We start from the raw sequence: 21,565 nt of genomic DNA, 5'->3' as shown, positions 1-21,565 counted from the left end.
TCAAAAAGCCAGCGCTGCAACGACTCGATCGGGAGCGAATGTCCAAAACCCTTGCGTGACCTTTAAGCAACGCATTGTGGCGAAAATGCAACGCGTGTCGTCACATTGTCAAGCCGTGCATGACCCTGTGTTATCGGCCACGCGTTGAATTTCCTTGTGCAGTCGCAGCGTCGCGGTTGCCGGAATGATGCGCTGACGAGCAGACGCTGTAGGCGAGGCAAATCGCCCGCCCGTTTGCCATGCTGTGTGTCGTCAGCCTTTCCGTCGCTTTGGAGAATAGACTGCAGGCTCATTTACTATGATCCCTGTATCGGATCAAAAAATCTAAGACGCGTTTGAGCGTCTTCTCGTCATCATCGCGTATTACGCCCATGCCGACCAGGTCAGAGAACTCGTTGATGAGTCGTAGAGACCTTCTGCAACTCACATCGCCGATCGAACTTGAAACGTTCATGGCGACCCTGCAGCGAGTGAAGGATTCATCGAAAGCGTTTATTCTCAGATACATACTGGCAAAACTATCAGGTCTTGCGAAAAGACTGATGCCTGTCAAATTCGCCTCGATTTTCCCCTGACTGATGGCGCAGAAAAATAACAGCCACACAAGGATACGAAACTTAAAGCATTTCATTTTGCTTTACTGATTAAGTAAACTACCACGGGCATCATGAAGACGATCATAAAAACGATCCAACACTGCCTGTAAAGCACGAATTTACTCTTTAATTCCAGTGGAATCACTTGGCTGTTCTGATCAATTTCGGGGAGCGCCCTTCCCCTTTTCGTTACCAAGTTCGGCCCATATTTGTTGATCTTACTGGTCAAGTGCTCGAAGGCGAAGAGCATGCAGACGTGAAAAATTCCAGCGGCTATAAGACTTCCGATCGCGAAAACTTCAAGAAAATGCATCCCGCCTCCCTAGCATGTCACTGTTGCAAAAAGCTCGTTACAGCCGATCCAACCTAGTCACGGATACATAGGCCCTCTCACACCCTTCGTGCTGGAACGATTGGCCAGCGACGTCTCCCGGCGGGCCTTAATCTGACCCGTCTAGAGAGGTTGGGTCCTCTAGAAGCGCCGTGGTCCTTCCGGTTTGTTTCCGACGATCGTGTCGATCCGGTCCAGCACGTCAGAAGTCATCTTCTCTCGGTGTGAGAGGGCTGCAAGATTGTCCTGCAGCTGGCTGGCGCGCGAGGCTCCAAGAATGACGGTCGAGACGTTGCGGTTGGCGAGGCACCACAAAAGGGCCAGATGGGTGATCGATATGCCGATCTCGTCCGCGAGCTTTGCGAGTTCGCCGACTTGTTTGAGCTGGGCGCGGCCGGCATCGCTGGACCATTTTTCCTTCAGCCATTCATAGCCCGGCAGGTTCATACGGCTGTCGGCCGGCACGCCGTCATTGTATTTGCCGGTCAGGACACCCGAGGCGAGCGGCGACCAGATCGTGGTGCCAAGGCCGATCAGATCATAGAGCGGCAGATAGTCAGACTCGACCTTCTGTCGTTCGAAGATGTTGTACTGCGGCTGTTCCATGGTCGGCGGCGTGATGCGCAGGTCGCGGGCGACGGCGTGGGCTTCCGTCAACTGCTGCGCCGACCATTCCGATGTGCCCCAATAGAGCACCTTGCCCTGGGCGACGAGATCGTGCATCGCCCGGACCGTTTCCTCGATCGGCGTGTCGATATCCGGGCGGTGGCAGAAGTAGAGGTCGAGGTAGTCGACCTGAAGCCGCTTGAGCGCTGCATGGCAGGCGTCGGTCACATGCTTGCGCGACAGGCCGCGCTGCGTCGGCTTCTGGCCTCCCCAGAAGACCTTGCTGGAGACGACGAAGCTGTCGCGGCTCCAGCCGAGCCTGCTGAGCGCCTCGCCCATCACGATCTCGGACTTGCCGCTTTCGTATCCCTCGGCATTGTCGAAGAAGTTCACCCCGTTGTCATAGGCAAGCTTCATGAGGTCGACGGCGTCTCCTCCATTGACCTGCTTGCCGAACGTCACCCATGAGCCGAAGGAGAACTCGCTCACCTTCAGGCCCGACTTTCCCAAACGTCGATATTCCATCATGCAACTCCCGTTATGAACATGTGCCGGCCGGTCACCGGGCCGACGTCGCCCGGTCGATCGACGACCGATTGTAATCTATGGCATGAACAACGATATGCGAGGCTCAGCCCGTTGACCGGCATGGAACACGATGTCGCAGTTCCCGTCAGCCCCAAACGGTAAAGAAAAGGGCGCTCCACGACATCAGTCGGAGCGCCCCGTGGCATGCGATCGACGACGTTTGCGGCGGAAGTCGACGGCAGCAACAGTAGAATGATGAGATTCAGAACGGATTGGCAACATGCGATTGGAAACTGCGACGTTATCGCGCGCTGATTGATCCTGTCATCCACCGGATATCCACAGCTTATCCACAGGCACCGCGACGATGATCGCAGCAACTTCAATGACATTTGCCTGGCGGCAAAACACTCCTCACAAATGCTTATGTGACCGTCGAATGACACTGCATCTTTGTTTGTCTGCTTGGATACAAACCGTGGCCTGGCTCAGATAGGCTCACCTCTCCTCCCGACCGTGGCGGCGGACGCCGGGAGGGGTGGGCGGTGGGCAAACATGAGGGCCCGCCGCCTTCTTTTCATCGCGCCCCGAGCAGGCTCAGGCGGTGCGGGAACTCCTATAGACCGAGACGCCAAGTTCCCTGATCTTCTTGCGCAAGGTGTTGCGGTTGAGACCGAGAAGATCGGCCGCCTTGATCTGGTTGCCGCGCGTCGCCGTCAGTGCGGCGAGGATCAGCGGATATTCCATTTCGGTCAGCCCGCGATCATAGAGGCCGGGCGGCGGCAGATTGTCGCCTGCGAAATAGCTGCGCATGTTTTCTTCGACGGCTTGCGCGATCGCCATCGTAGTAGCCCTGCTTCTCGCGCCAATCTTCCCGCCACGCAAAGGGATATGCCTGCTCGGTATCTCACTATCCTCGCTGGAGGGGCGCAGACCTGGAACGACGCCGCAGTTGCGGCTGTCACTTTGGACTGCCAGCCGCCTAGGCGTGGTCCGGTGTGCTAATGTGGTGGGAACTGTCTTGGACCTAAGAGGATTGGACATGACGCCAGCTCTGCTCAGGATGACCGCATGCATCGAAGGTCTAACCGCCATCACGCTCGCCCTGGCTCCGAACATCGTCGCGCGGCTGCTACTAGGGGAGGTGCTGTCCTACCCCGGCCTGGCGGTCGCCCGATTGACCGGCATCGCGTTGTTCGCGCTGACCGTCATGGCTTGGACAGGCAGGGAGATTAGCGGCAGAAGCCCCGCGCTCGCCGCCATGCTAACATACAACGCTCTGGCGGCCGTCTATTTGGCTGCTCTCGCCGTCGAAACGGCGACTGCCGGGCCACTATTGTTGCCGGCGGCACTGTTGCATGCCGTACTTGGACTCGCCCTGCTCCTGGCCTGGCTAAGAGCAGGCAACGAGGATTGAATAACGGCGGCGCCCCTCCCCCGTCTTAGCCGTGCGCGGGTTCACATTGTGGAAGGCGCTTCCTCGATCGCCTTTCCAAGCCGCTCCAGCTCGAGCGAGTAGCAGAACAGTCCGAACAGCATCGCCCCGATCGAAATCACCCTGACGATGACCTCCCAGAACGGGGGTGCGGACCCTAACGCGGGCAGATGTCTGAAGAAGATAGCCGAAAAGAAGGCGCCTCCGAACAGAAAGCTGAGACGTGCGGCGAAAAAGACCAGGTGGGCGATGAAGAGGTTGCGACAGGGAGCAGGCACGGCCACACAGCACACTCTGCCCCAGTAGCACGCTTGGAGCAGCACAGTGCCCGCTGCGAGACCAAGAAGGCTCGACCAGGAGACGTTCTGCCGTTCGCCGAGATGCGTGACGACCGAATAAAAGATCGGAAACACTGTCCACAGCAGAAATCCCACTGCCAGCGTCTGAGCTGCCAAAAGGATCGCATAGACCGCTTCCTGTCGTGGCTTCACGGCCATTTCGGAACAGTCTCCCGTGCTTCGCTGGCAGCAACGCCGCTAGAAGCGGATGGCCACTCCGAAGATTGGACCTTGCTGCACAACATCGAAGACGAACCCGTCGCTGTCATAATTGACGCCCAAGGCGCGGTATCCTGCGACTGCCGATATGGTGTCGTCGAACTTATAGCCGAGGCCCAGCGCGACGTCCCAGTCGATGTCCGCGCCGCCTGCGCCGACCAGACCCCATCCAGTCAAGTAGATCTCCGGCGTGAAGAAGTAGTTGCCCCTGACGCCGACAACGCCGTCGACCCATGTCGCACTGTCGCTCGCCTCGCGTCCGCCGAAAACGCCGCCGTTGAACGAGATGTCCGTGTCGACCGACCACACCTTGATCCCGCCGACGATGTCGAGGTTTCCTGTCTGGTCTTCGAGTACGGAATAGCCGACGCCGAGAAGGCCCGAAAACATCTTCGACGTGACATCGATGCTGTCAGCCAGGATCCCGTTCCTCGTATCACCGTCCGCGCCAAGCTTGGTGTAGATGACATCGCCGAAGATGCTGAAGCGGTCATACCGCGCCTCGCCTGCCGCCATGAACGCAAAGTCGAGATTCTTGAGAAGGTCGCCGAAATCGGCATCAATGTGGACTTCCGGCACTCCGAACTGCGCCGTATCCCCGGAGATTCCTGCGCCCCAGAAATATGGCGCGACCGTGAAAGTCCATTCGTCCGCGTTTTCTGACGCCTGTGACGTCGTCGCCAACGGACCCAGCTCGGCGGTCCTGCCAAACGTCGGTAATGCCAGGCCGACCATCAGGATTGTCGCTGATAGACAGGTATTCATTGTTTTCTCCCTTGCAGCAACTGCTTGATCAGTGGCAGTTGCCGCCGGTTTCGACGGGACGCAGTCTTTCGCGCCTTGGACACAGCGATGGCGCACCGCGTCAGCGGAACTGCAAACCACGCGCCCAGAACCTCTGGCCGGATCGACACTACGCAACGGCGGCCCGGAATGCTCGTAACATACCGTAGTTTACGTGGCGGCCCGCCGGTCGCTGGGGGGATTATCGGCTCCACCTAGGGCGTCGCCACGAAGTTGGAGATGGAAGCCTCCACTCCGGCTGGCACTGGCAGCCCTGCCTTCCGAAGGCTCGCGACCAGCCGCAACTGATCATCCGGCCGGAAATTCCTCGCCTTGAGTTCCTCCTCGATGTTCGGAATAAAATCAGGGCGCATTCGCATGAAAATCTCACCTTCCCGATGGGCATCCTCCAACATGTCGGCCTCCGCGAAGATTACCGCCGCAACTACGTGGAAGAGGGAGAACTTCTGCAGGTCCGCTCGCTTGATCTCGGAGACCGCAGTAGGATTGTCCCGAAGCATATACGCGGCGAGCGCGCGGGTTCCGTGATAGTATCCGCCACCTCTGGGATTGAAGGCGAGAGCCTCGTCCAAAAGCGCTGCGCCTCGCTCCCACTGCCCGCCCATGGCCAGGCGCGTGCCGAGTTCGCCCTTGAGTTCCGTGTCGTTTGGGTTGGCAGCGACCGCCTGTTCTCCGACCCGCAGTGCCTCGTCCGGCTGTCGATTGAAGAACAGTGCCGTCATGAGCGCCTGGAGGGCGCGGCTGTTGTCCGGGTCGAGCTGGGTCGCCCGACGTGCCGCCTGCAGCGACCTCTGCAAGGACGAGGGCGAACCCGGCTTCGGGTTGAACTGAAACCTGCCCTCGTCGAGGTAGATGATCGACAGCATCCCCCAGGCTGTCGCATATCCTGGATATAGCGCCACCGCCCTCTCAAGGCATTCCCGCACCTTGGCATGCCGTTCGACGGTCAGCTCGACGCGATAGGCATAGAAGCCGAGCGTGCACTCGTATGCGCCGAGATCGTCCGGAGGAGGGTTGACCACGTCGACATGGGCGATGACGCCGTATGGCTGTGCGATCGCCGTTGCGACCTTGTTGGCGACGTCCGATTGGATCGCGAACAGATCGCGCGACCGCAGGTCGTTGTCATAGTCCTGGGTCCACAGAACGGAGCCGTCCGACGTGTCAACAAGGCGAGCGGTGACCCGGATGCGCTTGTCAGAGACGCGTACCCCGCCGGCGAGCAGGTAGTGCGCCCCGAACTGGTTCCGCACCTGGGCCGCGGCCACATCCGTGGGCAACGCCGTCGAGGTCTCGCGACCAAACACTTTGATTTCCTTGAACCGAGGAAGGGCCGTCAGCAGTTCTTCCGTCAGTCCCTTCGTGTATAGTTCAGAATTCGGGCCGGATCCGAGATTGGCAAACGGTGCTATCACCAGTGTCGGGCCGTCAGGTTTAGACGACAGGCGGCTTGGCGAAACGGAGACGTAGCGTCCGACCGTCCAGCAGGAGGCGGCGAGCGCGATGGCGAGCACGACCGTCGTCCCGATAAAACCCAATCTTGGCAATCGCGGGAGGCGTTGCTCGTGAGCGGATGGCGCCGCGACGTGGTCATCCCCGACAGCGCTATCTCCTTCCGAGGAGGCTGCGGCATTCCAGTGGAAAACCGGGACGTAGCCTCCCTTGGGTACGTCTATGCGAACCGGATCGTTCTGTCCCGCCACAAGGTAATATCGCTCGAGCGCGCGCCGGAGCCGGCCGGCCTCGATCCGCACGACCGGATCGTCCTGCGTAAAGTCATCCCTGCGCTTGAATACCTCGAGCCCGATCGAGTAGCCCTTGATCCGGTTGGCGCGCCCCGCAAGCACTTCCTCGACGATATAGGAGAGAAATGCTCCAGTCCTCCCGGTATCAGGAAATTCCGTGCTCAGCGCCAAGCGCTCAAGTTGGGCGCGGATGTCGTCTGCGCCGGGAGGGGGACGATCCGGCGGCGCGGCTACCCCGGTTCGTGGCGCGATGCCTTCGTTGGCCGGCGACTGCGCGAGAAATGTTGGAATGTAGGAACCCGTGGGGATGCCAATAACAAGCGGATCGGATTTCCCGGCCGTCAAATAGTATCGTTCAAGAGATCTCCGCAGGTGGCTCGCCGCGATGCGCACGATCGGATCGACCTGGGGATCGAACGTGTCGAGGCGCCCGAACACTTCGACCGCGATATTGTAGGCCTTTATCCGTGCGTTCCGCCCCGACAGGCACTCTTCCACCACATATTCGAGAAACCGATGCTCGCGATCGGTCGCGTCAAAGTCGGTGCTCCCTAGGATGCGCGCGAGCTGCTCACGGCACATGTCCGCTGAAGGCCGTAATGACTTCTGCTTGGCGTCTGCAGTGTGTATCACGACACCCCCCGTGCGTGAAAGCCGAATAGAACGCTCGTTCAACCCCAAGTCTTAACCGTTACACTGCCAGCAATATACTTTCGTGCATGCCTGCGATCGTCGTCGATCCGCGTCGACCCGCCTGCCAAGAGGTTCCACGGTGTTTCGTTGCTCACCCGATCCCTATTGAACGCCCATTATACCACGTAACCTACAGTAGTTCTCTAGCCCGCCATGAAAACAAATCTTAGGCTCCAGATCTTAGCGACTTGGTGGCAGCGGGCGGATGGCGACGAATGGCGAATTGACTCGTAAGGAGCTGGCCTTTTCGGCTGCGGCGCTGCGGTTCCCGCGGGCCGAACTGGCGATCCGCAGACTGATGAACAGGAACGAAAACTTCTGCGATCTGTGCGCGGACCTCGCCGACGCCGAACGGGCGTTGGCAAGCGTTCCGACAGCGCCGCCGGCGTTGTGCGAGGAGCGAAAGCAGGAATGGCGGGAGATGATCGAAACCCTCGTCTGCGAGATCGGCGAGGTACTGAGGGAGAGCGAGGGATGGTCGCCCGGTTCAAGTCGGTGATGCCATCTCTGCCGAATAGGCGGAAGGACCGACAGGCCGCCGCCCGACGATGCCGGGGCGTCTTAGGACATTCCCCAAAGGACGGAGATTGAACGACATGAAGCGAGAGAACATCCATGACGCCGCCCGGCCTGGATCGCGGCGCCGAGCCACAGGTCTGGCGGCTGCCGCGATCACTGTCGCGCTGTCGGCTGCGCCAGCCTTGAGCCAGAGTGCCATCGACCCCGATGCGGACGCCATCCTGCACGCCATGGCTGACAAGCTCAAGGGCATGGCTTCCTTCAGCGCCGAGTACGACACCGATCATGAGATCGTCGACCGGCAGGGCCAGAAGCTCCAGTACAGCGCCTCGGGGACGATCGCAGTATCGCGTCCCAGCGGCTTGCGCGTCACACGCATCGGTCCATACTCGGACACCGAAGTCGTCTTCGACGGCAAGGTCGTCTCGCTCTATGGCAAGGCATTGAACGCCTACGCGCAGATCGACAGCCCCGGCCCGTCGATCGACGAAGCGGTGGACGAATTCCGCATGTCGACCGGTCTCGACGCGGTCGGCGCCGACCTGCTCGCCGCCGATCCCTATCCGCTTCTGATGGACGGCGTGGTCTCCGGATCACTGGTCGGCACCTCCTTTGTCGGCGGCGTCGAGTGCGATCACCTGGCGTTTCGAAACGATCGCGTGGACTGGCAGATCTGGATCAGCGCCGACGACCGCAAGCTGCCCCTGAAATACGTGATCACCACCAAATGGGTGACGGGCGCGCCGCAGTACACGCTGCGTCTACGAGACTGGAACACCGACAAGGTCGACGACAAGCAGTTTTCCTTCACCCCCCCGGCGGACGCGAAGAAGCTCGACGCGGTCTATTCGGACGCCGTCGGCGATCTCGTACTGGAGGCACAGGAATGAGCAAGAAGCGCACGGTTTCCAAATTCATCTCGGCCGCAGCCATGGCGGCGGCCCTCGTCGTGACCGACGGCTGGCTCTCAGTCCTGTTGGGCCAGCCCGGTTTCATCGTCACGCAAGCACAAGCACGCGTGGGCAGACCGGTGACGCCAGGCAGCGTGGCAGGCGTGGCTCGCCGCACAACGCGCAGAACCATCCGTCGGACTTCGATGTATGTCGCCGCCCTGCCTGCCGGCTGTGCGAAGACGAGCGTCGGCGGAGCGGTCGTCTGGCGATGTGGAGGAGCATACTATCAGTCCGCCGGGGGCCGCTACGTCGTCGTCAACGTGGACTGATCAAACCCTGGAACTTGCGATTTCGAGATTCCGACCTGGAAGCGGAAACTGTGTTCGGTAGAGGAGAACGAGAATGTACTTGAACAGCAGTGGTAACAGACGCGACTTGTGGACGGGTATCGCCTTGGTCGGATTTCTGTCCGCCGGAATGCCTCACCCGGTCTGGTCCCAGGATGCAGTTCACACCGACATCGGTGACATCACCAAGACCACCGGAGCCGATATCTTTCCGAAGAAGCGGCCCTATTCGCCCTGGGCCGGACGTAACTTTCCAATGCGGCCGCTCTTCGGCGACACCCACCTGCATACCAACCTGTCGTTCGACGCGGGCGCGGCAGGAGCCAGGATAGGGCCGCGCGAGGCCTATAGGCTTGCAAAGGGAGAAGAAATCACCGCCTCGAGCGGCCAGCCCGTCAAGCTCTCAAGGCCCCTCGACTTCCTCGTCGTCGCCGATCACTCCGACAATCTCGGCTTCATTGCCGACTTTATGGCAGGCAAGCCCGAAATCCTGAAAAATGCCCAGGCCCGAAGCTGGTTCGACATGATCCAGAATGGCCAGGGGGCCGCCGCCGCCTACGACATCGTCACCACGTTCTCCCAAGGGAAATTCCCTCCTGATCTCCTTTATCGACCCGGAACAGCCGCCTACAGGTCCACCTGGCAGAGCATCATCGATGCCGCCGAGGAGGCGAACGAGCCGGGCCGCTTCACCGCGCTGATCGGCTACGAATGGACGTCGCTTGCCACGGGCAACAACCTTCACCGCAACGTCATCTTCCGTGACAACGGCGACAAGGCGGCGATGATCGAGCCTTATACTACCCAGCCGCCGCTCGGCAGCAACAATCCCCGCGATCTGTGGAAGTGGCTTGCAGCCTATGAGGACAAGACAGGCGGCCAGGCGCTGGCGATCGCCCATAACGGCAATCTCAGCAACGGTACCATGTTCCCGATCATCGAGTCGTTCACGGGCAAACCCATTGACCGGGAATATGCGGAGCAGCGCACGCGCTGGGAAGTTCTCTACGAGACCACCCAGATGAAAGGCGACGGCGAGACGCATCCGTTGCTTTCTCCCAACGACGAATTCGCCAATTTTGAGCGCTGGGACAAGGGTAATCTGGATGTCAGCCAGAAGAAGACGCCTGACATGCTGCAGTACGAGTATACCCGCTCCGCGTTTCAGACCGGCTTGAAGCTCGAAAAGGAACTCGGGGTCAATCCCTACAAGTTCGGTTTGGTGGGCAGCACGGATTCTCATACCGGCCTTTCCACCGCGGACGACGACAACTTCTGGGGAAAGATCTCGAGCAATGAGCCGAATGCCGAGCGCTGGAAACATCCGTTCATGAAGAATCCCAGCCTTGGCATAACCATTACGGGCTGGGAGCAGACGGCATCTGGCTACGCGGCTGTCTGGGCGCAAGACAACACCCGCGCATCCATCTTCGACGCGATGAAACGGCGGGAGACCTATGCGACCACGGGACCACGGATGTTGGTGCGTTTCTTCGGCGGGTTCGATTTCGATGAGGCCGACGCCACCAGCCGCAGCCCGGCAATCGCCGGATATACGAAGGGTGTCCCAATGGGCGGCGACATCGGCCCCGCTCCGAACGAAAAGGTTCCCACCTTCCTGGTCGCCGCTTTGAAGGATCCGATCGGTGCCAACCTCGACCGCTACCAGGTGGTGAAGGGCTGGCTCGATGCGGCGGGCGAAGTCCACGAGAAGGTCTACGACGTCGCTTGGTCCGACGCGCGCAAACCAGGGGCGGATGGAAAGCTGCCTCCCGTCGGCGATACCGTCGACGTCGCCAACGCCACCTTTACGAACACCATCGGCTCTTCCGAACTGATCGCATTCTGGAAGGACCCTGAATTCGATCCGAGCCAGAGGGCGTTCTACTACGGTCGCGTTCTCGAAATTCCCACGCCGCGGTGGACCGCCTACGACGCCAAGTATTTCGGCATCGAGATGGGACCCGAGGTGCGGATGAAGACCCAGGAGCGGGCCTACACCTCGCCGATCTGGTACAATCCGGCATGAGGACCGCCGTGTGCATGCCGAGTTTACGGACAGCCAGGGGGCTGGAATGAAGATCCTCAAAACGATCATTAGGGAACCGTTGGTGCATTTCCTACTGCTGGGTGTCACGGTCTTCGGTCTGTATTCGGCCGTGAACCGATCGCCTGTGGCAGCGGATGGCCAGGTAATCGAGCTGGGACAGGGCGAGCTCGGCCAGTTGTTCGAGAGCTTCTCGCGAACCTGGCAGCGACCGCCGACCGAAGCGGAGTTCGCGAACCTCGTCGAAAGCCGCGTCAAGGAGGAGGTCTTCTACAGGGAGGGATTGAAGATGAGCCTCGACAAGGACGACACCCTCGTGCGGCGTCGCATGCAGCAGAAGATGGAGTTCCTGCTCGAGCCGAGCGGTGAAGAACTGACACCGAAGGAGGGAGAACTGGAGGCGTATCTCGCTGCAAATGCGGGAAAGTTCCGCACTCAGGACAGGCTGGCGTTCCGCCAGATCTTCTTCGACGGCAAGGGATCATCCGAGAGCACCGTAGAAAGAGCGAAAATCGTCCTGGCGCACCTCGAAACAGCAGCGGCTTCAGAGGAAACCGCTGGCGATCCGACCCTTCTTCCCGAACGAATGGAACTGTCGGATGCCGACGTCGTCGCCAGCATCTTCGGCAAGGACTTCGTCGCGGCCCTGAAACTCGTCCCCAAAGGCGAGTGGGTCGGACCCTTCAACTCTCCTTTCGGCGGCCATCTCGTCTATGTCGATGAGAAGAAGGACGGAGGCACGCCGCCGCTTGCGGATGTGCGAGAGGCTGTCCGGCTTGACTGGGAGAGTGGAAGACGTGCGCAGATCGCAGCCCGGCGTTACGATGACATGAAGAAGCACTACGAGGTGCGTGTGATCTGGCCGACCGGCACGTCCGCATCGGCAATCAAGACATCGGGGGTCAGATGACCCGATCCCTCTACCTCATCATCGGCTTCGTTCTTCTCGCCTGTTCCGCAGCCCGTGCGCATGAGCTGAGACCGGCCTACCTCGAGATCGACGAGGTTGCAACGCATCGCTACGCATTGACGTGGAAGGTTCCCGCTCAGGGCGACTACAAGATGGCGCTCGACGTGCTCCTCCCTCCATCCTGCATGCAGGACGGCGACCGCGCAGGCGGTTTCATCGACAATGCTTTCATCACCCGCTGGCAGGCGGTGTGCGAGGGCGGTCTGGCGGGCGGCGTGGTCGCCATCAACGGCCTCGCGTCGACCTACACGGATGCGCTGATCAGAGTGGTCAATTTCGATGGCACAACGCAGACGAGCCGCGTTTCACCCGACTATCCGGACGTCGTGATCGCCGCGACGCCAACTGCGATGGCCACGGCCCGGACGTATTTCGTACTCGGCGTCCAGCACATCATGACCGGCGTGGACCATCTCCTGTTCGTGTTCGCACTCCTGCTTTTGATCGGGAATCCAAGGACGCTACTTGCGACCATTACCTCCTTCACGGTAGCGCACTCGGTGACGCTCGCCTTCGCGACGCTCGGGATCGCGGCCGTGCCGCAGCCCCCGGTAGAAGTTTTGATAGCGCTCAGCATCATGTTCGTCGGCGCGGAGATCGTTCGGTCGGATCGAGGAAAGCGGGATCTCTCAAGTCGGTATCCATGGATCATAAGTTTCCTCTTCGGTTTGTTGCACGGCTTCGGCTTCGGCGGTGCCTTACGGGAAATCGGTTTGCCGCAGAAGGACGTGCCGCTGGCACTACTTACGTTCAATCTAGGGGTCGAGGCAGGACAGCTTGTCTTCGTTGCCACGGCCCTGCTGACGATGGCCGGTGTTCGACTGTTGGTGGCCGACATTCTCCGGCTGCGCCTCCGTCTCGCTTACGTGATTGGATCGGTGTCGGCGTTCTGGCTGGCCCAGCGGCTCGCGGGATTTTGACGAGTGCAACCGTCGAGGACGTCAGCGGCCACCCGATTGCGAGCACTAGATTGGGTGCCTGAGGGCGAAATCAGTGCCAGACGCTCGCAGAACGTTATCGGAAGAAAGATTAATTATTTCAGCCGCTTATATGACACTCCTAAGATTTCAGGGAAATCGTATACGGGAGCACCGTGCAAGCCCGAACACGCTCAGGCGGTGCGGGAACTCCTGTAGACCGAGACGCCAAGTTCCCTGATCTTCTTACGCAAGGTGTTGCGGTTGAGACCGAGAAGATCGGCCGCCTTGATCTGGTTGCCGCGCGTCGCCGTCAGTGCGGCGAGGATCAGCGGATATTCCATTTCGGTCAGCACGCGATCATAGAGGCCGGGCGGCGGCAGATTGTCCCCGAAGCCTGCGAAGTAGCTGCGCATGTTCTCCTCGACGGCCTGGGCGATCGTCATCGAGCCGCTGCGCATCGGCCCCTTGTCGATCGGGCTGTCGGGCACGTCGGAACGCAGTTCCGCATCGATGATCTCGCGGGTGATCACATCCTGCGGATAGAGCGCCATCAGGCGGCGGATCAGATTTTCCAGTTCGCGGACGTTGCCCGGCCAGGCGTAGGCCTTCATCAGTTCGAGCGCTTCCTGATCGAAGCGCTTGGAGCCGAGACCTTCCTTTTCCGCCTGCTGGATGAAATGGCGCACCAGGTCGGGAATGTCCTCGGCGCGGTCGCGCAGCGGCGGCAGGCGCAGCGGCACGACATTGAGGCGGTAATAGAGATCTTCGCGGAAGAGGCCCTGGTTGATCGCCTGCTTCAGGTCCTTGTTGGTGGCGGCAACGATGCGCACGTCGGTGCGGATCGGCGTGCGGCCACCGACAGTGGTGTATTCGCCCTGCTGCAGGACGCGTAAGAGCCGTGTCTGGGCGTCCATCGGCATGTCGCCGATCTCGTCGAGGAAGAGCGTGCCGCCTTCGGCCTGCTCGAAGCGGCCGGTGGAGCGCGTCTGCGCGCCGGTGAAGGCGCCCTTCTCATGGCCGAAGAGTTCGGATTCGATCAGGTCGCGCGGGATCGCGGCCATGTTGATTGCGACGAACGGGCCGTTTCGGCGCTTGCCGTAATCATGCAGTGCGCGGGCGACGAGTTCCTTGCCGGTGCCGGATTCGCCGGTGATCATCAGCGTCAGGTCCGTCTGCATCAGCCGGGCGAGCACGCGGTAGATTTCCTGCATCGCCGCCGACCGGCCGACGAGCGGCATGCCGTCCTGCATGTCGTCTTCGAGTTTGGCGGGCTTGCGCTTCGGCTCGGCCAGCGCACGGCCGATGATGCCGATCAGCTCGGTGAGGTCGAAGGGCTTCGGCAGATAGTCGTAGGCGCCCTTTTCCGAGGCCTTGATGGCGGTCATGAAGGTGTTCTGGGCGCTCATGACGAGGACCGGCAGGTCGGGCCGCGCCTTCTTGATGCGCGGCAGCAGATCGAAGGCGTTCTCGTCGGGCATCACCACATCGGTGACGACCAGATCGCCCTCGCCTGCCGAAATCCAGCGCCAGAGGGTAGCGGCGTTGGAGGTGATGCGGACGTCATAACCGGCGCGGCTCAAAGCCTGGTTGAGCACGGTCCGGATGGCCGCATCATCATCTGCAACGAGGATCGTGGCTGTCATCGAGAATGTCCTGTCGAGCTTGCTATAGAGGCGTCCTCGAGCGAGGCGTCCTTCGACGCAGGCATGAGAACGCGGAATGTCGTGCGGCTGTTCTGGCTGTCGCATTCGATGATGCCGCCGTGATCGCCGATGATCTTGGCGACCAGCGCCAGGCCGAGACCGCTGCCGTTCGGCTTAGTGGTGATAAAGGGATCGAAGAGATGCGGCAACAGATCGAGGGGAACGCCGGGGCCATTATCGTGGACGCAGAATTCCAGCGGCAGCGAGATCTTTTCGCGCGTGCCGGCGACCGAAAGACGGATGCCGGGGCGATAGGCCGTCGTCAGCATGATTTCGCCGTCCGGCCGATCGCCGACCGCTTCGGCGGCGTTCTTCACCAGATTGAGGAAGACCTGGACAAGCTGGTCGCGATTGGCATAGACGGCCGGCAGCGACGGGTCGTAACTCTCGGTGACCCGGATGTTGCGGGCAAAACCCGCCTTGGCGACCGCCTTCACATGATCGAGCACGGAATGGATATTGACCGGCATGCGGTCGACGGGGCGTTCGTCGGAAAAGACTTCCATCCGGTCGACCAGCGAGACGATGCGATCGGTCTCGTCGCAGATCAGCCGGGTCAGCGCCCGATCGTCGTCGACCGCAGATTGTTCGAGCAACTGGGCGGCGCCGCGGATGCCGGAGAGCGGGTTCTTGATCTCATGCGCCAGCATCGAGGCAAGGCCGGTCACAGAGCGGGCGGCGGCGCGATGCGTCAGCTGCCGGTCGATCTTGTCGGCCATCGAGCGTTCCTGAAAGACGATGACGACGGCGCCGGGCTCGCTGAGCACAGGGGCGACGTAGAGATCGACGAGCTTGTCCTGGCCAAGGCGGGGCGAACTCAGATCGACGCGATATTCGTTGACCGGCGCCTTGCGCTCGCGCACTTGGTCGATCAGGGCGAGCAGCGGGCTGCCGAAGGGAATGAAGGTCGAGATCCGATAACGCGCCAGATGCGAGGCGCTGGCGCCGAAGAAGGCCTCCGCTTCCCAATTGGCGAAAACGACGAAGCCGGATTCGTCGACCATGACGACGGGGTTCTGGATGGCGTTCAGCACGGCCATGGCGACGGTCCCGCCGGCGTGATCGGACGGAGATGTCATATCCTTCGTCATGCCGCCTCCCGGCTGTCGACAATATTCACAGCCAACGCATCATAAAGACGCGCGGCCACCTCGCGCGGGTCGCGCGAGGTCATGATCTCCGCTTTTTCAGCGCCTGACAGATCAGGCGCGAAACGCTGGAGATACCAGCCAAGGTGCTTGCGGGCATGGCGGATCGCCACCGCCTCGCCATAGAAATCCAGCATCATCCGGTAATGCTCGACGGCGATATCGGCGATCTCCTGCGGTAGCGGCTCGGGCGCCCCCGATATGACGCCGGCATGCCACGGCCTGCCCTGGCAGCCCCTGCCGATCATCACGGCATCGGCGCCGGAGCGGCGCAATATTTCCTGCGCGTCGCCCGCGGTTTCGACATCGCCATTGGCGATCAGCGGAATGGAGATCACCTCGCGGACCGCGCGGATCGCATCCCAATCGGCGCGGCCTTCGTAGAATTGCATGCGGGTGCGCCCGTGAATGGTCACGAGCTGTATGCCGGCCGCCTCGGCGCGGCGGGCGATATCAGGCGCGTTGATCGAATTCTCATCCCAGCCAAGGCGCATCTTCAGCGTCACGGGAATATCGACGGCCTTGACCGTCGCCTCAATGAGACCGAGCGCGTGATCGGGATCGCGCATCAGCGCCGAGCCGGAATAACCGCCGATCACCTTCTTTGCCGGACAGCCCATGTTGATGTCGATGATATCGGCGCCGTGATCGGCGGCGATCTTGGCGGCCTCCGCCATCCAGTGCGCCTCGCGCCCGGCAAGCTGCACCATATGCGGCCGGAAGCCCGCAGCGCTCAGCCGCGACCAGGATTCGGCCGTGTCATTGACCAGTTCGCGGCTCGCCACCATCTCGGTGACGACGAGGCCGGCGCCGAAGCGCCAGGCAAGCTCGCGAAAGGGCATATCCGTGACGCCGGACATCGGCGCCAGTACAACGCGGTTCCGCACGGACACGGGTCCGATTTGGAAAGGCGCTGCGAGGTCCTTGGAAATCAAATGATTATCTTTCGGGCACACAATAGAACTGCATTATTTTTAGCCATTATTCCCTGACTTGCCAAGGGGGCTGGGACCGGAATTGATATTTTTCGGGCAGATGCTGGAAAAGGCCAAAGCAAGACGTTAGAGCACTCCGGTCAATTCCGCATAATTTAGGGGATTTATGCTGCAAATGCCTTCTAAGCAACCGATATCGGCTGGAATTGTCATTGTTGCCGCCGGCCGCGGCGAGCGCGCGGGATCATCCAAGGAAGGCCCCAAGCAGTATCGCATGATCGGCGGCAAGCCGGTTATCGTGCATACGCTTGAAAACTTCATGACATGGGAAGCGGCAACTGAGATCGTCGTCGTCATCCACCCCGATGACGAGGCGCTGTTTGCAAGAGCCTTCCGCCACATCTCGGCAACGCCGATCGAAACGGTGCATGGGGGTGCGACCAGGCAGCAATCCGTGCTTGCCGGCCTCAGATATCTCAAGGACAAGCAAATCAGCCATGTGCTGATCCATGATGCCGTGCGCCCGTTTTTCGACCATGCGCTTCTCGATCGCATCGCCGAGAGCCTTGGCGACGGCGCACAGGCAGTCCTGCCGGCGATCCCGGTCACCGATACGCTGAAACGTGCCGACAATGCCGGCACCGTGCTGACGACGGTTTCACGCGAGCTCCTCTACGCAGCGCAGACGCCGCAATCCTTCGCCTTCGAAACAATCCTCGATGCGCATGAGAAGGCTGCCGCAAGCGGACGAAGCGATTTCACCGACGACGCCTCGATCGCCGAATGGCTGGGCATTCCGGTGACGATCGTTGGGGGCACGGCCGACAACGTCAAGCTGACGGTCAAGGACGACATCGCCATGGCCGACGACAAGCTGTCGGCTTCGCTGCTTCCGGACGTGCGCACCGGCAACGGCTACGACGTGCACCAGCTCGTAGCAGGCGATGGCGTGACACTCTGCGGCGTGTTCATTCCGCATGACCAGAAGCTGAAAGGTCACTCGGATGCCGATGTCGCGTTGCATGCGCTGACGGACGCGCTGCTTGCCACCTGCGGCGCCGGCGATATCGGCGATCATTTCCCGCCGTCCGACCCGCAATGGAAGGGGGCCGCCTCGCGAATCTTCATCGAGCATGCCGCCCGGATCGTGCGCGAGCACGGCGGCACGATCATGAATGCCGACGTCTCGCTGATCGCCGAGGCACCGAAGGTCGGCCCGCATCGCGACGCCATGCGGGCAAAACTATCGGATTATCTCGGCATCGATATCGAGCGCTGTTCGGTCAAAGCGACGACCAACGAGACGATCGGTTTCGTCGGCCGGCGCGAAGGCATCGCGGCGATCGCGACTGCCACCGTCGTCTATCGCGGGAGGAAATGATGAGTCTTTTTCCCGACGATATCCTTTCGGCGGCGGAGACGATCATCCGCGATTTCACGGCTGCAGGGCTGATGGTCTCGACCGCTGAATCCTGCACCGGCGGGCTGATCGCCGGGGCGCTGACGGAGATATCGGGCTCGTCCACCGTCGTCGATCGCGGCTTCGTCACCTATACGAATAGCGCAAAGATCGAGATGCTCGGCGTACAGGTCGAAACGCTGCTGCGCTTCGGGGCGGTCTCCGAGGAAACGGCGCGGCAGATGGTGCACGGCGCCCTCTTCCGCTCACGCGCCGAGATCGCCGTCGCCGTCACCGGTATTGCCGGCCCCGGCGGCGGATCGGCGGAAAAGCCGGTGGGCCTCGTGCATCTCGCCGCCAAATCGCGCGCCGGCACGCTTATCCATCGGAGAATGCTCTATGGCGATATCGGCCGCAGCGAGGTTCGGGTGGCGACGATCAGGACGGCGCTGGAGATGGTGCGCTCGCTCTATGCGGCCTGACGCGGGTTCGCTCATCAAACCGGCGTGTAGATCCTGTTTGCTCTGGTCTCGAAGGCTTCGGTGAACATGCGGAAGGCGCGGTCGAACATCGAGCCCATCAACGCGCCCAAGATGCGGCTCTTGAACTCGTAATCGATGAAGAAATCGACGGTGCAGCCGCCGGACGGGATCTCGGCGAAGTGCCAGCGATTGTCGAGATATTTGAACGGGCCATCGATATATTTGACCTCGATGACGTGCTCGGCCCGGTTCAGCAGCACTTGCGTCGTGAAGGTCTCGCGGATCGCCTTATAGCCGACCGTCATGTCGGCGACCAGAAGGATCTTGCCGTCGCGCTCCTTGCGGCTCCTGATGGCGAGCGCTTCGCAGAGCGGCAGGAATTCCGGATAACGCTCGACATCGGCGACGAGATCGAACATCTGCTCGGGCGTGTGCGGGACGGGACGGTGCGTTTCGAATTGCGGCATAAGCGGCAATTAATCGGGCCGGCCGAGAAGATCAAGAAGCTCGCGCATCTGGCGGCGGGATTTTAGCTGAAGAACCGGCACGTCAGTGCCGTTCACGGCGATGCCGGCAACATGATCCCGAAGTGCGGTCTCGATCAAGGGGCGGCATCCCGCTCGAAATTCCAGATATAGGCAAGCAACTCCAACGAGAGGCGTTCGGGACAGCCGGCAGGCAGTTCGGGACGGTTGCGCCCGAAATAGCGCAACCCTCTCGATATTGCTCCATACAGGCATGCAGATCTGGGCAGCCGAAGCCAAATAACGGCCTCGGCACGCGGAAAGCGCAGATGGAAGGAATTCAGCCCCGTTCCATCCATAATCCAGCGTTCTTTCACCACCGCCCTGGCGATCAGGCGATCGATCTCGTCGCGCTGCCTCTTTCTCCAGCCCGGCAGCCAGTAAAAGTCGCGATCCATGGAGATGTAATCAAGGCCGAGCGCTTGCGACAGCCGCTTTGCGAGCGTGCTCTTGCCGCTGCCGGGAGAGCCGATCACCAGGATACGTTCGGCTTCGACCAGCGTCGATTTCAAACCGGAGATGACGTTCATCGTCGACCTCAAAATGAGACGCCTCAGCCAAGGAGATCGCGAGGCCTGCCCCTCATCCGGCTGCCGCCACCTTCTCCCCGTAAACGGGGCGAAGGGACCAAGCCGCGACCTCTCCGTCCCACGCCAACCTTTTGCAGGGCACGTCCCTCGCCCCGTTTACGGGGAGAGGGTTAGGGTGAGGGGCAGCTATCGGCGCAAACCGCAGCCGTGGGACAAGCCCGAGCATGACGAAAGAGAAGTTGCATTGTCAGAACCGCGGCAAAAATCGCCGCGGTTCAATCAAAAAGCAAGTGCCGGACCTACTCAGCGGCCATCAGCAACTTCTTCTCGCGCGCCGCTCTGAGCCGCGCGAAGTCGTCGCCGGCGTGGTGGGAGGAGCGGGTCAGCGGGCTGGAGGCGACCATCAGGAAGCCCTTGCTGTAGGCGACGGTCTCATAAGACTTGAACTCGTCGGGGGTGACGAAACTTTCGACCTTGTGGTGCTTGCGGGTCGGCTGCAGGTACTGGCCGATCGTCAGGAAATCGACATCGGCTGTGCGCAGATCGTCCATCAGCTGCAGGACTTCGTTTCGCTCTTCGCCGAGACCGACCATGATGCCCGATTTGGTGAACATGGTGGGATCGAGTTCCTTCACCCGCTGCAGCAGGCGAACGGAATGGAAGTAGCGGGCGCCGGGGCGAACCGTCAGATAATTTCCCGGCACCGTTTCCATATTGTGGTTGAAGACGTCGGGCTTGGCGGCGACGACGCGTTCCAGCGCACCCGGCTTCTTCAGGAAGTCGGGCGTCAGGATCTCGATCGTCGTCACCGGCGAGGCGGCACGGATTGCCCAGATCACCTTTTCGAAGTGTTCGGCGCCGCCGTCCTCCAGGTCGTCACGGTCGACCGAGGTGATGACGACGTGGCTGAGGCCCATCTCCTTGACCGCCTTGGCGACATTCTCGGGCTCGGCCATGTCGAGCGCATTCGGCTTGCCGGTGGCGACATTGCAGAAGGCGCAGGCGCGGGTACAGATCTCGCCCATGATCATGAAGGTCGCGTGCTTCTTGTCCCAGCACTCGCCGATATTCGGGCAGCCGGCCTCCTCGCAGACGGTGACGAGCTTGTGCTCTTTCACGATTGCGCGCGTCTCGGCGTAACCCTTGGAGGTCGGCGCCTTGACGCGAATCCAGTCCGGCTTGCGCATGACTTCGGTATCAGGCCGATGAGCCTTCTCGGGATGCCGCACGCGCTTGGCGTCGGGATTGATCGTATCGAGGATGGTCACCATTGCAGTTTCAGCTTTCTACCGCCCCTATGCGGCAAATCTAGCGCCGCACCAGCCGCGCAAGGAATATCAACAAGCAGGCGCCGAGGAAACCCGTCACGAAATAGCCGAGCCGACCCCCCACCACCGCGACATGAAACTGCGCGAGGATGGCGCTGGCGATGACCGAGCCGACGATGCCGAGCACGATGTTCAGGAAAATTCCGTATCGCGCTTCCATCAGCTTGCCGGCGAGCCAGCCCGCAAGCCCGCCGATGATGATTGCCGAAATCCAGCCGACGCTTTCCATGCCCTGCCCTGCCCTCTTTTGACCGTTAAGCGACCGCTCTTGCGATCAAAACCACGATGATGGCGCCGACCGTGGCATGGATGATCTGCACGACCAGCGCGTTTTCAATGCCCAGCGAAATGCCGAGCGCGCTGAACAGATAACCGCCGACGAAGGCGCCGATGATGCCGCTCAGCAGGCATCTTATCAACCCGCCGCCACCGACGACCAGGCTGGCGAGGAAGCCTGCAACCAAGCCGATCAGCAAAAACACCAGCAACGCCTGCGTCTCCATAGACATGATGATTTCCTTTCGT

At 61.0% G+C, this 21,565-nt stretch carries 20 protein-coding genes and 2 pseudogenes; 9 read left to right on the top strand and 13 right to left on the bottom strand.

Annotation, left to right across the window (positions count from 1 at the left end; translation table 11 throughout):
* Positions 1 to 1,068: 1,068 nt before the first annotated feature.
* Positions 1,069 to 2,058 (bottom strand): potassium channel beta subunit family protein, encoded by a 990-nt coding sequence (locus G9X68_RS10750; protein WP_171602356.1) that lies wholly within the window; start codon positions 2,056 to 2,058, stop codon positions 1,069 to 1,071.
* Between the two features lie 600 nt (positions 2,059 to 2,658).
* Positions 2,659 to 2,973, bottom strand: a pseudogene (locus G9X68_RS10745) (helix-turn-helix domain-containing protein); the annotation flags it as partial.
* 130 nt (positions 2,974 to 3,103) lie between these two features.
* Between G9X68_RS10745 and G9X68_RS10740 the strand changes: the two are divergent.
* Positions 3,104 to 3,478, top strand: coding sequence for a hypothetical protein (locus G9X68_RS10740; RefSeq protein WP_171602355.1), 375 nt, complete (start codon positions 3,104 to 3,106; stop codon positions 3,476 to 3,478).
* Positions 3,479 to 3,519: 41 nt separating this feature from the next.
* Here G9X68_RS10740 and G9X68_RS10735 read toward each other — a convergent pair whose 3' ends face one another.
* The 3 genes from G9X68_RS10735 to G9X68_RS10725 form a co-directional block, all read right to left on the bottom strand.
* Positions 3,520 to 3,993 (bottom strand): hypothetical protein, encoded by a 474-nt coding sequence (locus G9X68_RS10735; protein WP_171602354.1) that lies wholly within the window; start codon positions 3,991 to 3,993, stop codon positions 3,520 to 3,522.
* A 39-nt stretch (positions 3,994 to 4,032) separates the two neighbouring features.
* Positions 4,033 to 4,788: a hypothetical protein gene (locus tag G9X68_RS10730; RefSeq protein ID WP_244956148.1), complete on the bottom strand. Its 756-nt coding sequence runs from the start codon at positions 4,786 to 4,788 to the stop codon at positions 4,033 to 4,035.
* A gap of 263 nt (positions 4,789 to 5,051) precedes the next feature.
* The gene (locus tag G9X68_RS10725; RefSeq protein WP_171602353.1) at positions 5,052 to 7,235 is read right to left on the bottom strand and encodes an adenylate cyclase; all 2,184 of its coding nucleotides are present in this window, start codon (positions 7,233 to 7,235) and stop codon (positions 5,052 to 5,054) included.
* Positions 7,236 to 7,500: 265 nt separating this feature from the next.
* Here G9X68_RS10725 and G9X68_RS10720 point away from each other — a divergent pair, with 265 nt between their 5' ends.
* The 6 genes from G9X68_RS10720 (at position 7,501) to G9X68_RS10695 (ending at position 12,991) form a co-directional block, all read left to right on the top strand.
* The gene (locus G9X68_RS10720; RefSeq protein ID WP_171602352.1) at positions 7,501 to 7,794 is read left to right on the top strand and encodes a hypothetical protein; all 294 of its coding nucleotides are present in this window, start codon (positions 7,501 to 7,503) and stop codon (positions 7,792 to 7,794) included.
* Positions 7,795 to 7,891: 97 nt separating this feature from the next.
* Positions 7,892 to 8,704: a DUF2092 domain-containing protein gene (locus G9X68_RS10715; RefSeq protein WP_171603048.1), complete on the top strand. Its 813-nt coding sequence runs from the start codon at positions 7,892 to 7,894 to the stop codon at positions 8,702 to 8,704.
* Positions 8,701 to 9,036 carry a hypothetical protein gene (locus tag G9X68_RS10710; RefSeq protein WP_171602351.1) on the top strand — a complete coding sequence of 112 codons (336 nt, stop codon included), beginning with the start codon at positions 8,701 to 8,703 and terminating at the stop codon, positions 9,034 to 9,036. Before G9X68_RS10715 ends, G9X68_RS10710 begins: the two co-directional genes overlap by 4 nt.
* Before the next feature lie 148 nt (positions 9,037 to 9,184).
* The gene (locus tag G9X68_RS10705) at positions 9,185 to 11,083 is read left to right on the top strand and encodes a DUF3604 domain-containing protein (protein WP_171603047.1); all 1,899 of its coding nucleotides are present in this window, start codon (positions 9,185 to 9,187) and stop codon (positions 11,081 to 11,083) included.
* Between the two features lie 46 nt (positions 11,084 to 11,129).
* On the top strand, positions 11,130 to 12,011 hold the full coding sequence (locus tag G9X68_RS10700; protein ID WP_171602350.1) for a peptidyl-prolyl cis-trans isomerase: 882 nt from the start codon (positions 11,130 to 11,132) through the stop codon (positions 12,009 to 12,011).
* Positions 12,008 to 12,991 (top strand): HupE/UreJ family protein, encoded by a 984-nt coding sequence (locus G9X68_RS10695; RefSeq protein WP_171602349.1) that lies wholly within the window; start codon positions 12,008 to 12,010, stop codon positions 12,989 to 12,991. Before G9X68_RS10700 ends, G9X68_RS10695 begins: the two co-directional genes overlap by 4 nt.
* Before the next feature lie 191 nt (positions 12,992 to 13,182).
* On the opposite strand, the gene ntrC is transcribed toward G9X68_RS10695, so the two are convergent.
* Genes ntrC through dusB form a run of 3 tightly spaced genes read right to left on the bottom strand, consistent with a single transcriptional unit; the run spans position 13,183 to position 16,798 of the window.
* Entirely contained in the window at positions 13,183 to 14,634 is a 1,452-nt protein-coding gene (gene ntrC / locus G9X68_RS10690) for a nitrogen regulation protein NR(I) (RefSeq protein WP_003539347.1), read from the bottom strand.
* On the bottom strand, positions 14,631 to 15,785 hold the full coding sequence (locus tag G9X68_RS10685; RefSeq protein ID WP_171602348.1) for a two-component system sensor histidine kinase NtrB: 1,155 nt from the start codon (positions 15,783 to 15,785) through the stop codon (positions 14,631 to 14,633). Before G9X68_RS10685 ends, ntrC begins: the two co-directional genes overlap by 4 nt.
* Positions 15,782 to 16,798 carry a tRNA dihydrouridine synthase DusB gene (gene dusB / locus G9X68_RS10680; protein WP_171602347.1) on the bottom strand — a complete coding sequence of 339 codons (1,017 nt, stop codon included), beginning with the start codon at positions 16,796 to 16,798 and terminating at the stop codon, positions 15,782 to 15,784. Before dusB ends, G9X68_RS10685 begins: the two co-directional genes overlap by 4 nt.
* 145 nt (positions 16,799 to 16,943) lie before the next feature.
* Between dusB and G9X68_RS10675 the strand changes: the two genes are divergently transcribed.
* Together G9X68_RS10675 and G9X68_RS10670 are read left to right on the top strand one after the other, a co-directional pair.
* A complete protein-coding gene (locus G9X68_RS10675) occupies positions 16,944 to 18,158 on the top strand; it encodes a bifunctional 2-C-methyl-D-erythritol 4-phosphate cytidylyltransferase/2-C-methyl-D-erythritol 2,4-cyclodiphosphate synthase (protein WP_171602346.1) in 1,215 nt (404 codons plus the stop codon).
* A complete protein-coding gene (locus tag G9X68_RS10670) occupies positions 18,155 to 18,658 on the top strand; it encodes a CinA family protein (RefSeq protein WP_171602345.1) in 504 nt (167 codons plus the stop codon). The genes G9X68_RS10675 and G9X68_RS10670 overlap by 4 nt, the downstream gene beginning before the upstream one ends.
* Positions 18,659 to 18,672: 14 nt before the next feature.
* On the opposite strand, the gene G9X68_RS10665 is transcribed toward G9X68_RS10670, so the two are convergent.
* The 5 genes and pseudogenes from G9X68_RS10665 to G9X68_RS10645 form a co-directional block, all read right to left on the bottom strand.
* A complete protein-coding gene (locus G9X68_RS10665; RefSeq protein ID WP_129420805.1) occupies positions 18,673 to 19,125 on the bottom strand; it encodes a type II toxin-antitoxin system RatA family toxin in 453 nt (150 codons plus the stop codon).
* 9 nt (positions 19,126 to 19,134) lie between these two features.
* A pseudogene (locus tag G9X68_RS10660) lies at positions 19,135 to 19,712 on the bottom strand (AAA family ATPase).
* 299 nt (positions 19,713 to 20,011) lie between these two features.
* Positions 20,012 to 20,983, bottom strand: coding sequence for a lipoyl synthase (gene lipA, locus G9X68_RS10655; protein WP_171602344.1), 972 nt, complete (start codon positions 20,981 to 20,983; stop codon positions 20,012 to 20,014).
* 37 nt (positions 20,984 to 21,020) lie between these two features.
* Positions 21,021 to 21,269 carry a GlsB/YeaQ/YmgE family stress response membrane protein gene (locus G9X68_RS10650; RefSeq protein WP_171602343.1) on the bottom strand — a complete coding sequence of 83 codons (249 nt, stop codon included), beginning with the start codon at positions 21,267 to 21,269 and terminating at the stop codon, positions 21,021 to 21,023.
* Positions 21,270 to 21,294: 25 nt separating this feature from the next.
* Complete coding sequence (locus tag G9X68_RS10645; RefSeq protein ID WP_003539329.1) at positions 21,295 to 21,549, bottom strand: GlsB/YeaQ/YmgE family stress response membrane protein; 255 nt, start codon at positions 21,547 to 21,549, stop codon at positions 21,295 to 21,297.
* Positions 21,550 to 21,565 lie beyond the last annotated feature (16 nt).

Source organism: Rhizobium changzhiense (assembly GCF_013087625.1).
Lineage (GTDB): Bacteria > Pseudomonadota > Alphaproteobacteria > Rhizobiales > Rhizobiaceae > Rhizobium > Rhizobium sophorae.
The sequence above is the reverse complement of the archived record's forward strand: the minus strand, read 5'-3'. Positions and strand labels throughout refer to the sequence as shown.

Bases quoted from the DNA above. Each gene is read 5' to 3' on its own strand.
- lipA (WP_171602344.1), bottom strand. From the start codon at position 20,983: ATGGTGACCATCCTCGATACGATCAATCCCGACGCCAAGCGCGTGCGG.
- G9X68_RS10695 (WP_171602349.1), top strand. From the start codon at position 12,008: ATGACCCGATCCCTCTACCTCATCATCGGCTTCGTTCTTCTCGCCTGT.
- G9X68_RS10710 (WP_171602351.1), top strand. From the start codon at position 8,701: ATGAGCAAGAAGCGCACGGTTTCCAAATTCATCTCGGCCGCAGCCATG.
- G9X68_RS10705 (WP_171603047.1), top strand. From the start codon at position 9,185: ATGCCTCACCCGGTCTGGTCCCAGGATGCAGTTCACACCGACATCGGT.
- G9X68_RS10685 (WP_171602348.1), bottom strand. From the start codon at position 15,785: ATGACGAAGGATATGACATCTCCGTCCGATCACGCCGGCGGGACCGTC.
- G9X68_RS10670 (WP_171602345.1), top strand. From the start codon at position 18,155: ATGATGAGTCTTTTTCCCGACGATATCCTTTCGGCGGCGGAGACGATC.
- G9X68_RS10645 (WP_003539329.1), bottom strand. From the start codon at position 21,549: ATGTCTATGGAGACGCAGGCGTTGCTGGTGTTTTTGCTGATCGGCTTG.
- G9X68_RS10740 (WP_171602355.1), top strand. From the start codon at position 3,104: ATGACGCCAGCTCTGCTCAGGATGACCGCATGCATCGAAGGTCTAACC.
- G9X68_RS10715 (WP_171603048.1), top strand. From the start codon at position 7,892: ATGAAGCGAGAGAACATCCATGACGCCGCCCGGCCTGGATCGCGGCGC.
- G9X68_RS10665 (WP_129420805.1), bottom strand. From the start codon at position 19,125: ATGCCGCAATTCGAAACGCACCGTCCCGTCCCGCACACGCCCGAGCAG.
- G9X68_RS10675 (WP_171602346.1), top strand. From the start codon at position 16,944: ATGCTGCAAATGCCTTCTAAGCAACCGATATCGGCTGGAATTGTCATT.
- G9X68_RS10750 (WP_171602356.1), bottom strand. From the start codon at position 2,058: ATGGAATATCGACGTTTGGGAAAGTCGGGCCTGAAGGTGAGCGAGTTC.
- G9X68_RS10730 (WP_244956148.1), bottom strand. From the start codon at position 4,788: ATGGTCGGCCTGGCATTACCGACGTTTGGCAGGACCGCCGAGCTGGGT.
- G9X68_RS10650 (WP_171602343.1), bottom strand. From the start codon at position 21,269: ATGGAAAGCGTCGGCTGGATTTCGGCAATCATCATCGGCGGGCTTGCG.
- G9X68_RS10735 (WP_171602354.1), bottom strand. From the start codon at position 3,993: ATGGCCGTGAAGCCACGACAGGAAGCGGTCTATGCGATCCTTTTGGCA.
- ntrC (WP_003539347.1), bottom strand. From the start codon at position 14,634: ATGACAGCCACGATCCTCGTTGCAGATGATGATGCGGCCATCCGGACC.
- G9X68_RS10700 (WP_171602350.1), top strand. From the start codon at position 11,130: ATGAAGATCCTCAAAACGATCATTAGGGAACCGTTGGTGCATTTCCTA.
- G9X68_RS10720 (WP_171602352.1), top strand. From the start codon at position 7,501: ATGGCGACGAATGGCGAATTGACTCGTAAGGAGCTGGCCTTTTCGGCT.